Raw genomic sequence first — 13,161 nt, 5'->3', positions numbered from 1 at the left:
TTTCTGCTCACGCCTGGACCGCAAGCAGGTCAGGCTTTCGCCGTCTTCTTACGGATGATCTCGTACACGAACAACAGTACGACCGCGCACACGATCGACACCACGAACCCCAATACGCCGGCGGCTGGGTAGATCAGGCTGCCGATGTAAGAGCCCGCAATGCCCAACAGGATCGTGACGATCCATCCCATCGGGTCCGCGCCCGGCTTGAAGAAGCGCGCAAGCACGCCGATGACCGCACCAATGATGATCGTGTACAGGATTCCGCCCATATCGTTCCCCTTGCGTTGGTGGTGGGTACTGCCCGGCCGATCCTAGCAGTCGGCCGGAGGCTGGCACGTTGCACTGCAGCGAAGTAGAAACGACGACGCCCGGCCTGGGCCGGGCGTCGTGGGGCATTAGCGAAGTGCGCCGTGCCCGGCGCGGGACTCAGCAGCAGCCGTGCCCGCCATGGCGCGTACCGCTGTCGGCCACCACGCCCGCACCGCTGGTCTCGCCACGCTGGCTGGCGTGATGGTGCGCCGCCACCACGTGCGCCACGCACGCAGTCACGCGCTTGCCCATCGGGATGTGCAGGAACTCGTTCGGCCCGTGCGCGTTGGAGTGCGGGCCCAGCACGCCGGTGATCATGAACTGCGCGCCCGGGAACTTCTCGCCCAGCATACCCATGAACGGGATCGAGCCGCCTTCGCCCATGTACATCGCCGGTTTGCCGAAGTAGGCCTGGCTGGCTTCGTCGATGGCGGTGTCCAGCCACGGCGACATCGCCGGCGCATTCCAGCCGGTGGACGCCTTTTCCAGTTCCATCGTGACCTGCGCGCCGTTGGGCGGATCGCGCAGCAGTTCGGCCTTCAACAGGTCGCCGGCGGTCTTGCCGTCGGTGGTCGGCGGCAGCCGCAGCGACAGCTTCACCGCGGTGTGCGGACGCAGCACGTTGCCAGCCGATGCCAGCGGCGGCATGCCGTCCACGCCGGTGACCGACAGTGCCGGGCGCCAGGTGCGGTTGAGCACCAGCTCGCTCAGCTCGTCGGCCATCGGCTTGAGGCCGTCGACCAGCGGGAACTTGTCGAACACCGCGGTATCCAGCACCTCCGCTGCGCGCTTGGCCTGCGCCAGGCGTTCGGCCGGGACCTCGGCGTGGAGCTTGTCGAGCAGGATCTTGCCGGTCTTCTCATCCTCGATGCGCGACAGGATCTGGCGCAGCAGGCGGAAGCTGGACGGCACCACGCCCGAGGCATCGCCGGAGTGCACGCCTTCATTGAGCACCTTCACCGACAGGTTGCCGCCGGTCAGGCCGCGCAGCGAGGTGGTGCACCACAGCTGGTCGTAGTTGCCGCAGCCCGAGTCCAGGCACACCACCAGCGACGGCTTGCCGATGCGGTCGGCCAGGTGGTCGACGTAGGCGGGCAGGTCGTAGCTGCCAGATTCCTCGCAGGCCTCGATCAGGATCACGCAGCGCGAATGCGGCAGGCCTTGTTCCTGCAGGGCCATGATCGCGGCCAGCGAGCCGAAGATGGCGTAGCCGTCGTCGGCGCCGCCGCGGCCGTAGAGCTTGTCGCCCTTGATCACCGGCTTCCACGGGCCAAGGTCGTCGTCCCAACCGGTCATTTCCGGCTGCTTGTCCAGGTGGCCATACAGCAGCACGCAGTCGTCGTTGCTACCCCCGTTGGCTGCCGGGATCTCGACGAAGATCAGCGGCGTGCGGCCCTCCAGGCGCACCACCTCGAGCTGCATGCCGGGGATCGTCTGGGCCTTGGCCCAGCTGGCCATCAGGTCGACGGCCTGGTCCATGTAGCCATGCTCCACCCACTGCTCGTCGAACATCGGCGATTTGTTGGGGATGCGGATGTACTCGACCAGCTGCGGGACGATTTCGTCGTCCCACTTCTTCGAGACGAAGCGCTCTACCTGCTTGGCGTCCATGACGACCTCGTGCGTGATGAACGGCCATTTTAACCCGGCTGGCGGGGGTAGGAATTTTCCTACACGAGGGCGCGCCCGATTCCGAGCCTCGGCGCGGCCCCGGCCGATTCCGCCCGGCGGCCGTGATCCGGAGACTGTGTCCATGTCGCCGCGGCCACGCGGATTGGCCCTAACGGCCCCAGCCACCCCAAGGAGCATTCCGATGATGAATATCGCCAACGCCCTGCGAGGCCTGCTGATGGCCGCCCTGCTGCTCTGCAGCCCGCTCGCCATGGCGGCCGAGAAGATCGACATCAACACCGCCGACGTGACCACGCTGGATCGCGTGCTGCTCAACATCGGCCCGGCGAAGGCCCAGGCCATTGTGGCCTACCGCACCGCCAACGGCCCGTTCCGCAGCGTCGAGCAGTTGGCCCTGGTCAAGGGCATCGGCCTGAAGACCATCGAGAAGAACCGCGACCGCATCGTCGTCGGCGCCATCCCCAAGCGCCGCTGACTCCAGGACCCGGAATGGAGTGGCCGGGGGAATCGGGGCCTGACCCCGGACAAGGACGTATACCGCCCGGCCGCACAGGATGCGCGGCCGGGCGGCATCACTGTGTTCGTTTGACCTGACGGGGCGGCTAGACTGGCGGGCTTGCGATGTGGGGTGGATGGATGACGGCCGACAGTGGGCACGCGGGCGGGCACGTGCAGGTGATTCCCGCCAACGAATACCGGCGTGAGCGCTGGAGAAACCAGTTGGGGTGGACGCGCGAGATCGCGCGTGGCCAGCTGACGGACTCGGGCTTCCAACCCGATGCCGGGGACGCGGGTGGGGAGTGGGACTGGCGGCTGTCCATTGCCGAGATCGAGCGCGACGCGGAGTTTTCCGCGTTCCCGGGCATCGACCGCGAACTGGTGTTGCTGTCGGGGCACGGTGTGCGCCTGCGTTTCGACGATGGCGAGGTGCACGAGCTGCGTCCGCCGCATGAGCGCCTGCGCTTTGCCGGCGAGCGCGTCCTGACTGGCGAGTTGCTCGACGGCCCCACCCACGACTTCAACCTCATGTGGCGACGCGACCGCGTCGAGGCCGACCTGTGGCACCGACCGCTGGTGGGGCCGATGGTGATCTTCACCGAGCCGCGCGGACTGTGGGCGGTGCACCTGCTGGCGGGGCGGGCCACCTTTGATGGCGCGCCGGAATTGCCGCCGCTGGCGATGGGCGACACGGTGCTGATCCGTGCCGGCGACACGCGACTGCGCCACGTGCTGCATGGCGGCGGCGAAGCCCTGATGATCCGCCTGGCGCCCCGCGCGGGCGGTTGAATCAAAGCAGCGCCGGTCCCAGCACCACCAGCAGCACCAGCACCGACAGGCCCATCACGCTGGCCACCATCTGCCGGGTGGTGCGCCCACGGGCCCACATCCAGATGCCGGAGAGGCCCAGCAGCAGCATGCCGATAGCGAAACTGTCGGCGAGCGCGATCCATGCCCAACCGCCGCCCACGCCCTTGTGCAGGCGGTTGAGGCCGGCCAGCAGCGAGTGGCGTGATTGCTTGACCTCCGCGGTGGCGTTGCCCGGCATGTACTCCAGCGACCACGATTTGGCCGCCGTGCCACCGGACAGGTTCCATTTGGGCGGCTGCCGGACTTCAGTGCCGCCCAGACGGGCCGCTTCCGGCTTGCCCTTGCGGATCACCTGCGGGTGCAGCCCGTGGGCCGACCCGAGCCAGGCCGACAGGGCTTCGGGAGTGTCGCGCGCCCCGGCCGGCACCTCCAGCACCACGCGTCCGCTGTCCTGGGTGTCGCCCTGCGGCCACGCCCCGTCGCCAAAGCGGTGGTTCATCACCAGGCCCGTCAGCCCGTAGACCACCGCCGCCAGCGCGCCCCAGGCACCAATCCACAGGTGCACCTGGCGCACCCAGCGATAGGCGGTGTTGCTGCGGCGGCGGGTGGTGGTCTGTGCGATCGAGGCGGCAGAGGCGGTCATCGGAGCTCCAAGGGCAAAAGGGCCCGCATGCAAGTGCGGGCCCGGGAGTTGCGGTGCAACGGAAGATCAGAACTTGAAGCTGGCGGTCAGGTAGTAGCCGCGCGGTGCGCCCGGGGTGATGTTGTTGTTGTTGTGCGCGGATGCGTAGTACTGCTCGTCCAGCAGGTTTTCGACGTTGAGCTGCAGCCTCACGTTGGGGTTGACGGTGTAGAACACCGCCGCATCCACGCGGGTGTAACCGGGTAGCACCACGGCATTGTCGGCCGCGGCGTACATGTCGTCGCGGTAGGTCGCGCCCAGGCCGACGCCCCACTGGTCGTTGAAGTCGTAGCGGTTCCACAGCGAGGCGCTGTTGCGCGGCACGCTGGCGATCTCCTTGTGGGTCAGCAGGTTCTCGCTGTCCTGGTAGGCGTAGCCGCCGATGATCTTCCAGTGCTCGGTGAGTTCGCCGGACAGGCCGATCTCGACACCTTCGGTGCGCTGGCCCTTCACCAGTTCCGAGACCCCCGGAACATTGGTGGCCACGGCAACGTTCTCGCGATCGAGACGGTACACGGCAGCGGTGAGCGAGAGCGCAGGGCGGATATCCCACTTCGCACCGACTTCGTAATTCTTGAACTCTTCCGGGTCCAGCGCAGCGTTGGTCAGCGACAGCGAGCTCAGCTGATCGCCAGCCCGCGGCATGAACGAGTTGCTGTAGCTGGCATACAGCGATACGGCTTCGAGCGGCTTGTAGACCAGGCCCACGCGCGGCGAGAGCAGGTCGTCCTGGGTGGTGAAGTGCGCGCCATTGCGGACGTTGGTGAAATCCACCTCGAAGCGGTCGTAGCGAACGCCCAGGATGGCCTGGAACTTCGGCGAGAACTCGATCTGGTCCTGCACGTACAGCGCGGCGATGTCGGTGGTGCCGGTGTTGGTGCTGTCCGTGGCGCTCTGCTGGAAGGTGATCGGGCCGGTATAGATCGGGTTGGACACCGGCACCACGTTGGACGCGCCGAAGACGCCAGTTTCGCGGCGGTTGCCGGTGACCTGGCGGCCGATTTCCGCACCCATCAGCAAGGTGTGCGCGACGGTGCCTGTGCTGAAGCCGTAGGTCAGGTCGGTCTGGTTGAACGCGTTCTCACGGGTGGTGAAGTTGTTGTAGGCGCCCAAGGTCACCGTCGTTCCATTGGTGCTGCTTGGGAAGATGTTCTGGTAGAACTTGTCGTAATCCCCGTAAACCGTGGCATTGCGCAGGTGCACGCCGTTCGCGAAGTCATGGTTGAGCACTGCGTTGAAAGCGTTGACGCGGGCCCACACCGGGCTGTGTTCCGGGTCGCCAAAGAAGGTCTCCGGATCGGTTTCGAGGGGGCGGCCGTTTAGCGACGGGACACCGCGGTCTGCCACGCGATCGTCGCGGAAGTGTTCATAGCTCAGGTTGAGCATTGTGGCGTCGCCCAGGCGGAACGCCAGGGTCGGGTTCAGGCCATAGCGGCGCTGCTCGTAACCTTCGCGGTAGCTGTCGGAGTCCTCGCCCATCGCGGTGACGCGGAAGGCGGCGGTCTCGTTGATGCCGTGGCCGACGTCCACCGAGGCGCGGCGACGGTCCCACGAACCAAGCTGCAGGTTGAATTCGCCGTGGTCGTGCCAATCGGCCTGCTTGGTGACGCGGTTGATCACGCCACCCGAACCGCCGCGGCCGAAGATCATCGCGTTGGGGCCCTTCAAGCCTTCCACGCGCTCGATGTTGTACAGGTCGCGCATGTATTGCACGTCGTCGCGCAGGCCATCCACGAAGAAGTCAGCGGTGGAGCTGCTGCCGCGAATCACGGTGGTGTCGCGGTTGCCTTCGCCCTGGGCCATGGTGATGCCCGGCATGTAGCGCACCACGTCGCCCATGCTGTTCATGGCGGTGTCCTTGATCAGCTCCTCGGTCACGATCGAGATCGCCTGCGGGGTGTCGCGCAGCAGGGCATCGGTCTTGGTCGCGGTGCGGCTGGTCTTGGGGTCGTAACCGGTTACATGCACGCCGTGCACCTCGATCTTGTCCAGATCGGTGGGGGCGGCCAGGTTGGCCGATGCGACGGTGGCGGTGCCGACATGGCCCTCACCCTCGGTGGCCGCGAAGGCTGGGAAGGCGATGGCGAGCGAGAGGGCGATGGCGAGCGGAGATCCCTTCGGAAGTTGCGGCTTCATTGCTTGAGCGTGGTGTCGGCCGGAATGGCCGGGTCAGTTGTTGAAGTGAATGATAATGATTCGCAACACGAATTGCACGTGATTTCGATCAAGCGCCCTGCAATCGCCTCCTGGCCTGCTCCGACGAAGGTCGCGGGGCCAATTTGCGAATGATCAAAGTGCGGGGCGTGTTGGCCACCTAGAGTGCCCCACTCCACGAATCGGGTAGCGATCCCCCATGGCGTTTGTGCTTTTCGAGTCCGGAGACCACCGCTGCGTGGCCTTCAACGACCTTGTGCGCGGCGACGACGGCGTGCAGGCCAACCAGTTCCTGATCCAGAACGGCCGCCATTCGGCGGTGCTCGACCCGGGCGGGGCGCTGGTCTACAACCCGCTGATGCTGGCGCTGGCCGCCTACGTCAAACCCAACGAGGTCGACCTGGTGCTGTGTTCCCACCAGGACCCGGACATCATCGGCGCGGTGGACAAGTGGCTGCTGTACACCCAAGCCACCGTGGTCTGCTCCAAATTGTGGGGTCGCTTCGTGCCGCACGTGGTGCCGGGCTACATGAAGAACAGCGGCGCCGACCGCTACCTGCTGTTGCCGGATGAGGGCGGTCTGATCCCGGTGGGCAATGCGGTGATCCGCGCGGTGCCGGCGCACTTCCTGCACTCGGTGGGCAACTTCGGCTTCTACGACCCGCAGGCGAAGATCCTGTTCTCGGGCGATGTGGGCGCCTCGCTGATCCCCAGCGGCGCCAGCTACGGGTTCGTGCAGGATTTCGCGACGCATGTGCCGAAGATGGAAGGCTTCCACCGCCGCTACATGGGCTCCAACCGGGTGTTGCGCCTGTGGGTGGATATGGTGCGCAAGCTGGATCCGCAGATGATCGTGCCGCAGCACGGCCTGCCGTTCCGCGGCGAGGCCATCGGCCAGTTCCTCAACTGGCTGGAGCGGCTGGAGTGCGGTATCGACCTGTTGGGTCCGGCCGACTTCAGGGTGTGATGCGTCGGGCGCGCGCGGTCACTCGCGGTCGTCGCGCGTCCAGATGCCCACGTCGTCCACCTTGACCGGGAACTTGACGACCGGTTCGTAGGCGGGGGCACACAGTGCGCGGCCGTCGCGCACGTCGAACTTGGCGCCGTGCAGCACGCATTCGATGGTGGCTTCGTCACCGTCGAACTTGCCCGCGGACAGCTCGAAGTCCTCGTGTGAGCACTTGTCCTCCATCGCGTAATAATCCCCGTCGTAGTTGACGACCAGGATGGCAGTGTCGCCGTCCCACGCCACGGTGGATTCGCCGGGAAGCAGCTGCGCGGTGGCGCAGACGAAGGTCCAGTTCTCGCTCACAGGGTTTTTTCCAGTACTTCGAAGCGCAGGTCGTCGCGCTTGGGTTGGCCGAAGCGTTCGTCGCCGTACGGGAACGGCTTCTTGATGCCGGTGCGCACGTAGCCGCGGCGCTCATAAAAGGCGATCAGCTCGTCGCGGATGTCGATCACGGTCATGCGCATGGCCGGCAGGCGCCATTCGTCGCGGACCACGCGCTCGGCCTCGGCCAGCAGGGCCTTGCCGACGCCACCGCCCTGCAGGTTGGGCGAGACCGAGAACATGCCGAAGTAGCCGGCCCCTTCTTCGTTGGCGATATGGGCGCAGCCCAGCAGCTTGCCATCCCGCTCGGCGATGAGGATCCGGCTGTCGGCGCGTTCGACACAGGCGCTGACGTCATCGGCGCCGGTGCGACGCCCGCCCAGCATGTCAGCTTCTGTGGTCCAGCCCTGCTTGCTGCTGTCGCCCCGGTAGGCGGATTCGACCAGGGCGACGAGCGCATCGACGTCGGCCAGCGTGGCCGCGCGGTACGTCAGTTCACTGGCAACTTCGGCAGGCGTCTGCGCGGCAGCGGAAGCACGCTCGCCCGCGGTATCTTGGCTGGTGGCGTCATCGCGCTGGGCCGGGGAGGGCTCTGGCATGGAGTGGGCGGTCATCGTGGGCGTGGCGACAAGGGGCGTGGCAACAAAGGACGTGGTGATGGCAGTTGCGTGCGTCAGCCTAGCAGCCGGCGCGACTTGTGGATCGCGGCCACCAGCGCATCCACTTCCTGGTGCGTGTTGTAGAACGCGAACGAGGCACGGCAGGTGGCAGCAACGCCGAAGAACTGCAGCAGCGGGTGTGCGCAATGCTGGCCGGAACGCACCGCCACGCCTTCCAGGTCGAGCAGGGTGGCCAGGTCGTGGGAATGCGCCCCGGCGATCTGGAAGCTGATCACCGCCGCCTTTTCGCGCGCGGAGCCGAAGATGCGCAGCCCGTCGATCTTCGACAGTTCCTCGGTGGCGTGGGCCAGCAGCGTCTGCTCGCGCGCCTCGATGTTGGCCATGCCGATCGAGGACAGGTAATCCACCGCCGCGCCCAGGCCGATGAAACCGGCGATGTTGGGCGTGCCGGCCTCGAACTTGTGCGGCGCGTCGTTGAACACGGTGCCGTCGAAGCGCACTTCCTTGATCATTTCGCCGCCGCCGATGAAGGGCGGCATGGCGTCCAGCGTTTCCTTGCGCGCCCACAGCGCACCGGTGCCGGTGGGGCCGGCCATCTTGTGGCCGGTGAGGGCGTAGAAGTCGCAACCGATGCTGGCGACGTCCAGCGGGCGGTGCGGCGCGGCCTGTGAGCCGTCGACCACGGTGGTGATGCCGCGCTTGCGGGCCTCGCAGCAGATCTCGCGCACCGGGTTGACGGTGCCGAGCACGTTGGAGACATGGGTGACGGCCAACAGCTTCACCTCGGGGGTGAGCTGTGCGTACAGCGCGTCGAGGTCGAGCTCGCCGTTGTCGTGGATCTCGGCGACCTTGATCGTGGCGCCGGTGCGCTGGGCCACCAGTTGCCACGGCACGATGTTGGCATGGTGTTCCATGCGGCTGACCACGATGGCGTCGCCCGCCTTGAGCCGCGGCAGCGCCCACGAGTACGCCACCAGGTTGATCGCGAAGGTGGTGCCGCTGCACAGCACCAGCTCGTCGGGACGCACGTTGAGGAACTTCGCCAGCTTGCGGCGCGAGGCCTCGTAGGCCTCGGTGGCCTCGCTGCCCAATGCGTGCACCGCGCGGCTGACGTTGGCGTTGTGGTGGCGGTAGAAGTCGTCCACCGCGTCGATCACCGCCGCCGGTTTCTGCCCGGTGTTGGCCGAGTCGAGGTAGACCAGCGGCTTGCCGTGCACCTCGCGCTGCAGCAGCGGGAAGTCGGCGCGGATGCGAGCCCAGTCGACGTGGCCGCCGGACACGGCCGGATGCACGGAGGGGATCGCCAGTGGACTGGTCGCTGCGGGGGCGGTCAGCGTGCCCATGCTCAAGCGGCCTCCATCCGGACCAGTGCGGCGTCCAGGCGCGCGGCCAGTGACTCGCGCAGCGGGGCGTCGCCGAACACCGCCAGCGTCTCGCGGCAGAACGCGGCCGTCAGCAGCGCGCGTGCCTGCTCGGCCGGCACGCCACGCGAGCGCAGATAAAAGAGCGAGTTCTGGTCGAGCTGGCCGACGGTGGCACCGTGAGCGGCCTGCACCTCGTCGGCGTGGATTTCCAACACGGGCTGGGTGTCGATTTCCGCGCCCTCGCTGAGCAGCAGGTTCTTGTTGGACAGCATGGCGGCGGTGCCGTCGGCGCCTTCGCGGATCAGGATGCCGCCGTGGAACACCGCGCGCGAGCGGCCGGCGCCGAGGCCGCGCCAGGTCAGTTCGCAACTGCTGTCGCGGCCGACGTGGTCGATGCCGAGGCGGGTGTCGAGGTGGCGCTTGCCGTTGGCCAGCAGCACGCCGTTGGCATGCAGCTTCGCGGATTCACCCTGCAGGGCGACGTTGAGTTCGTGGCGCGACAGGCCGGCACCCAGTTCGAGATCGAGGCGCTGGTAGTCGGCGTCGCGGGCGAGCACCGCGTCGGTGCGGGCCAGCAGCGTGGCGCCGGTAGCCTCGTCCTGCACGCGGGCATGGCGCAGCGTGGCGTCCTTGGCCAGGTGCACGTGGGTCAGGCTGTTGGCGAGGTGGGCGTGGGCGCCGTCGCCGAGCACGTGCTCGACCACGGTCAGCGACGCGCCTTCGCGCAGTTCGATCAGGTGGCGCAGGTGCCAGGCCTGATCGGCCTTGGAGGCGGAATCGGTGGCCGCAGTGCCGTCGTGCGAGGCGGTGCCGATGAAAACCAGGTGGATTGGCGCATCAGCGTGAGCGTTGGCCTCCGCACGCAACACCACGCCCTCGTCAGCGAGCGCCGCGTTGAGGCGGGCAAATACCTCGTCAGCGCGGTCGAAACGGCGGGCGAGGAAATTGGACTCACGGGCATCGCCGCCCGACAGCACGGCCGACAGCGGCTGCAGGCTCACGTTGCCCGGCAGGCCGGCGGCGTCGCTGTGCGTAGCGTCGAAGCGGCCGTTGACGAAGACCAGGCGTGGGGCGGGAATGCCGTCCAGCAGGGTCGAATCGAACGAGGCGAGGGCAGCGGGCGCCGTGAACGCGCGGCGCTCCAACGAGCGCAGCGGGGTGTACTTCCACGCTTCCACGCGCGCGTGCGGCAGGCCATCACGCAGCGCTGCATCCAATGCGGCCCGGCGGCTTTCGCCGAGGCCGGCGGCGTCGCGCGCGGGCAGCGCGTCGAACGCGGTGGCGAAGGAGTCGAGCAGGGCGCTCATGTCAGGCAGCCGCCTCCGGCGCGATGCGTTCCTTGATCCAGGCGTAGCCGTGCTCTTCCAGCTCCAGCGCCAGCTCCGGCCCGCCGGTTTCGACGATGCGGCCGTCGGCCAGCACGTGCACCACGTCCGGCTTGATGTAGTCCAGCAGGCGCTGGTAATGGGTGATGACCAGGAACGCGCGGTTGGCGGCGCGCAGCGCGTTGACGCCATCGGCCACCGCCTTGAGCGCGTCGATGTCCAGGCCGGAGTCGGTCTCGTCGAGGATGGCGAGCTTGGGCTCCAGCAATGCCAGCTGGAAGATCTCGTTGCGCTTCTTCTCGCCGCCGCTGAAGCCCTCATTGACGCCGCGGTGCAGCAGCTCGTCCTTCAGGTGCAGCACGGCCAGCTTCTGCCGCACCAGCTTGAGGAACTGCATCGAGTCGAGCTCGTCCTCGCCGCGCGCCTTGCGCTGGGCATTGAGCGCCGCGCGCAGGAAGTAGGTGTTGTTCACGCCCGGGATCTCGACCGGGTACTGGAACGCGAGGAACACGCCAGCGGCGGCGCGCTCCTCCGGCTCCAACGCCAGCAGGTCCCGGCCTTCGAAGCTCACCGATCCAGCGGTCACTTCATAGCCGTCACGGCCCGCCAGGATGTTGCCTAGCGTGGACTTGCCCGCGCCGTTGGGGCCCATGATGGCGTGCACCTGGCCCGGCTGCACGTCCAGCGTCAGGCCCTTGAGGATCTCCTTGCCGGCAACGGAGACGTGGAGGTTTTCGATCTTGAGCATGGCGTTGTTCAACCCTGGGCCTTGTCGTGGAGCAGCTGGCCGCCGATGGCCCAGTCCTGCTTCTTGATGTCGTCGAATACGATGTGGATGGCGGACTCACTGCAGCCGCAGATGCGGGCCATCTCACGGGTGAAGACCTCGGCCAGTTCGCGCTTCTGCGCGGTGTCGCGGCCTTCGACCATTTCAATGCGGATGATCGGCATGGTCAGCCCACCGAGCCTTCCAGCGAGACTTCCAGCAGCTTCTTGGCTTCCACCGCGAACTCCATCGGCAGCTCGCGGAACACGCTCTTGCAGAAGCCGTCGACGATCATCGACACCGCGTCTTCCTCGCTGATGCCGCGCGAGCGGCAATAGAACATCTGGTCGTCGCTGATCTTGGAGGTGGTGGCCTCGTGCTCCACCGTGGCGGTGGGGTGCTTGACCTCGATGTACGGGAAGGTGTGCGCGCCGCACTTCTTGCCGATCAGCAGGCTGTCGCACTGGGTGTGGTTGCGCGCGCCTTCGGCATGCGCGCCGACCTTGACCAGGCCGCGGTAGGTGTTCTGTCCGCGCCCGGCGCTGATGCCCTTGCTGATGATCTTGCTCTTGGTGCGCTTGCCCAGGTGGACCATCTTGGTGCCGGTGTCGGCCTGCTGGCGGTGGTGGGTCAGGGCCACGGAGTAGAACTCGCCCACCGAATCGTCGCCGACCAGCACGCACGACGGGTACTTCCAGGTGATGGCCGAGCCGGTCTCCACTTGGGTCCAGCTGACCTTGCTGCGCGCGCCGCGGCATTCGGCGCGTTTGGTCACGAAGTTGTAGATGCCGCCGACGCCGTTCTCGTCGCCGGGGTACCAGTTCTGCACCGTGGAGTACTTGATCTCGGCGTCTTCCAGCGCCACCAGCTCCACCACCGCGGCGTGCAGCTGGTTCTCGTCGCGTTGCGGCGCGGTGCAGCCTTCGAGGTAGGAGACGTAGGCCTTTTCCTCGCAGATGATCAGCGTGCGCTCGAACTGCCCGGTATGCCCCGCGTTGATGCGGAAGTAGGTGCTCAGCTCCATCGGGCAGCGCACGCCCTTGGGGATGAACACGAACGAGCCGTCGGAGAACACCGCCGAGTTGAGGGCGGCGAAGTAGTTGTCACCCGTGGGCACGACGGTGCCGAGGTACTGCTTCACCAGCTCCGGGTGCTCCTTGATGGCCTCGGACATGGAGCAGAAGATCACGCCCTTCTCGGCCAGTTCCTTGCGGAACGTGGTGCCGACGGACACCGAGTCGAACACCGCATCCACCGCCACGCCGGCCAACTTGGCGCGTTCGTGCAGTGGCACGCCCAGCTTGTCGTAGGTGTCGATCAGCTCCTGCGGCACCTCGTCCAGCGACTTGTACTTCGGACCCTTGGGCGCGCTGTAGTAGCTCAGCGCCTGCAGATCGATCGGTGCGATGTTGAGCTTGGCCCAGTGCGGCATCGGCATGGTGAGGAAGTGCCGGTAGGCGGCCAGGCGCCATTCGGTCATCCACTCCGGCTCCTCCTTCTTGGCGGAAAGCGCGCGGATGATGTCCTCGCTCAGGCCGGGCGGCAGCGAATCGGATTCGATGTCGGTAACGAAACCGGCGGCGTACTTGCGGCCCAGCTGCTCGTGGATCTCGCGATTCTCGAGCGGGGCGGTGTCGGTGACTTCGGTGGCCATGGGGCTGCCTACTG

General features: G+C 67.0%; 14 protein-coding genes. 3 read left to right on the top strand and 11 right to left on the bottom strand.

Features of this window, described 5'->3' with window-relative positions; translation table 11 throughout:
- Positions 1-29: 29 nt before the first annotated feature.
- Both N800_RS08330 and N800_RS08325 read right to left on the bottom strand, forming a co-directional pair.
- A complete protein-coding gene (locus N800_RS08330; RefSeq protein WP_036136891.1) occupies positions 30-272 on the bottom strand; it encodes a GlsB/YeaQ/YmgE family stress response membrane protein in 243 nt (80 codons plus the stop codon).
- A gap of 157 nt (positions 273-429) precedes the next feature.
- The gene (locus N800_RS08325) at positions 430-1,923 is read right to left on the bottom strand and encodes a M20 family metallopeptidase (RefSeq protein ID WP_036136889.1); all 1,494 of its coding nucleotides are present in this window, start codon (positions 1,921-1,923) and stop codon (positions 430-432) included.
- A 205-nt stretch (positions 1,924-2,128) separates the two neighbouring features.
- On the opposite strand from N800_RS08325, the gene N800_RS08320 reads away from it, so the two are divergent.
- Positions 2,129-2,419 (top strand): ComEA family DNA-binding protein, encoded by a 291-nt coding sequence (locus tag N800_RS08320; RefSeq protein WP_084087382.1) that lies wholly within the window; start codon positions 2,129-2,131, stop codon positions 2,417-2,419.
- Between the two features lie 161 nt (positions 2,420-2,580).
- On the top strand, positions 2,581-3,231 hold the full coding sequence (locus N800_RS08315; protein ID WP_036136887.1) for a HutD/Ves family protein: 651 nt from the start codon (positions 2,581-2,583) through the stop codon (positions 3,229-3,231).
- 1 nt (position 3,232) lies between these two features.
- Here N800_RS08315 and N800_RS08310 read toward each other — a convergent pair whose 3' ends face one another.
- Both N800_RS08310 and N800_RS08305 read right to left on the bottom strand, forming a co-directional pair.
- Entirely contained in the window at positions 3,233-3,895 is a 663-nt protein-coding gene (locus N800_RS08310; protein ID WP_036136886.1) for a PepSY-associated TM helix domain-containing protein, read from the bottom strand.
- A 66-nt stretch (positions 3,896-3,961) separates the two neighbouring features.
- Positions 3,962-6,070 carry a TonB-dependent receptor gene (locus N800_RS08305; protein WP_084087368.1) on the bottom strand — a complete coding sequence of 703 codons (2,109 nt, stop codon included), beginning with the start codon at positions 6,068-6,070 and terminating at the stop codon, positions 3,962-3,964.
- Between the two features lie 217 nt (positions 6,071-6,287).
- Between N800_RS08305 and N800_RS08300 the strand changes: the two genes are divergently transcribed.
- Positions 6,288-7,055, top strand: coding sequence for an oxygen-binding di-iron domain-containing protein (locus tag N800_RS08300; RefSeq protein WP_036136885.1), 768 nt, complete (start codon positions 6,288-6,290; stop codon positions 7,053-7,055).
- Positions 7,056-7,073: 18 nt separating this feature from the next.
- Here the strand turns inward: N800_RS08300 and N800_RS08295 are convergent, their stop codons facing one another.
- From N800_RS08295 to sufB, 7 genes are all read right to left on the bottom strand, one after another.
- Positions 7,074-7,400, bottom strand: a complete 327-nt coding sequence (locus N800_RS08295) for a Rieske (2Fe-2S) protein (protein ID WP_036136883.1) — start codon at positions 7,398-7,400, stop codon at positions 7,074-7,076.
- Positions 7,397-8,017 (bottom strand): GNAT family N-acetyltransferase, encoded by a 621-nt coding sequence (locus N800_RS08290; RefSeq protein WP_084087379.1) that lies wholly within the window; start codon positions 8,015-8,017, stop codon positions 7,397-7,399. Before N800_RS08290 ends, N800_RS08295 begins: the two co-directional genes overlap by 4 nt.
- Positions 8,018-8,091: 74 nt before the next feature.
- Positions 8,092-9,381: a cysteine desulfurase gene (locus tag N800_RS08285; protein WP_084087366.1), complete on the bottom strand. Its 1,290-nt coding sequence runs from the start codon at positions 9,379-9,381 to the stop codon at positions 8,092-8,094.
- A gap of 2 nt (positions 9,382-9,383) precedes the next feature.
- On the bottom strand, positions 9,384-10,709 hold the full coding sequence (gene sufD, locus N800_RS08280; protein WP_036136881.1) for a Fe-S cluster assembly protein SufD: 1,326 nt from the start codon (positions 10,707-10,709) through the stop codon (positions 9,384-9,386).
- 1 nt (position 10,710) lies between these two features.
- A complete protein-coding gene (gene sufC, locus N800_RS08275) occupies positions 10,711-11,475 on the bottom strand; it encodes a Fe-S cluster assembly ATPase SufC (protein WP_036137048.1) in 765 nt (254 codons plus the stop codon).
- 8 nt (positions 11,476-11,483) lie between these two features.
- On the bottom strand, positions 11,484-11,678 hold the full coding sequence (locus N800_RS08270) for a tautomerase family protein (RefSeq protein WP_036136879.1): 195 nt from the start codon (positions 11,676-11,678) through the stop codon (positions 11,484-11,486).
- A 2-nt stretch (positions 11,679-11,680) separates the two neighbouring features.
- On the bottom strand, positions 11,681-13,147 hold the full coding sequence (gene sufB, locus N800_RS08265; RefSeq protein WP_036136877.1) for a Fe-S cluster assembly protein SufB: 1,467 nt from the start codon (positions 13,145-13,147) through the stop codon (positions 11,681-11,683).
- Positions 13,148-13,161 lie beyond the last annotated feature (14 nt).

Origin of the sequence: Lysobacter daejeonensis GH1-9 (genome assembly GCF_000768355.1) — a bacterium.
GTDB lineage: Bacteria > Pseudomonadota > Gammaproteobacteria > Xanthomonadales > Xanthomonadaceae > Aerolutibacter > Aerolutibacter daejeonensis.
Note: the sequence above shows the minus strand (reverse complement) of the source record. Positions and strands in the feature narration are given on the sequence as shown.

What these genes read in the sequence shown, in the direction of transcription:
- N800_RS08270 (WP_036136879.1), bottom strand. Translation starts at nt 11,678, where the DNA reads ATGCCGATCATCCGCATTGAAATGGTCGAAGGCCGCGACACCGCGCAG.
- N800_RS08325 (WP_036136889.1), bottom strand. Translation starts at nt 1,923, where the DNA reads ATGGACGCCAAGCAGGTAGAGCGCTTCGTCTCGAAGAAGTGGGACGAC.
- N800_RS08330 (WP_036136891.1), bottom strand. Translation starts at nt 272, where the DNA reads ATGGGCGGAATCCTGTACACGATCATCATTGGTGCGGTCATCGGCGTG.
- N800_RS08315 (WP_036136887.1), top strand. Translation starts at nt 2,581, where the DNA reads ATGACGGCCGACAGTGGGCACGCGGGCGGGCACGTGCAGGTGATTCCC.
- sufB (WP_036136877.1), bottom strand. Translation starts at nt 13,147, where the DNA reads ATGGCCACCGAAGTCACCGACACCGCCCCGCTCGAGAATCGCGAGATC.
- N800_RS08310 (WP_036136886.1), bottom strand. Translation starts at nt 3,895, where the DNA reads ATGACCGCCTCTGCCGCCTCGATCGCACAGACCACCACCCGCCGCCGC.
- N800_RS08320 (WP_084087382.1), top strand. Translation starts at nt 2,129, where the DNA reads ATGAATATCGCCAACGCCCTGCGAGGCCTGCTGATGGCCGCCCTGCTG.
- N800_RS08285 (WP_084087366.1), bottom strand. Translation starts at nt 9,381, where the DNA reads ATGGGCACGCTGACCGCCCCCGCAGCGACCAGTCCACTGGCGATCCCC.
- sufC (WP_036137048.1), bottom strand. Translation starts at nt 11,475, where the DNA reads ATGCTCAAGATCGAAAACCTCCACGTCTCCGTTGCCGGCAAGGAGATC.
- N800_RS08300 (WP_036136885.1), top strand. Translation starts at nt 6,288, where the DNA reads ATGGCGTTTGTGCTTTTCGAGTCCGGAGACCACCGCTGCGTGGCCTTC.
- sufD (WP_036136881.1), bottom strand. Translation starts at nt 10,709, where the DNA reads ATGAGCGCCCTGCTCGACTCCTTCGCCACCGCGTTCGACGCGCTGCCC.
- N800_RS08290 (WP_084087379.1), bottom strand. Translation starts at nt 8,017, where the DNA reads ATGCCAGAGCCCTCCCCGGCCCAGCGCGATGACGCCACCAGCCAAGAT.
- N800_RS08305 (WP_084087368.1), bottom strand. Translation starts at nt 6,070, where the DNA reads ATGAAGCCGCAACTTCCGAAGGGATCTCCGCTCGCCATCGCCCTCTCG.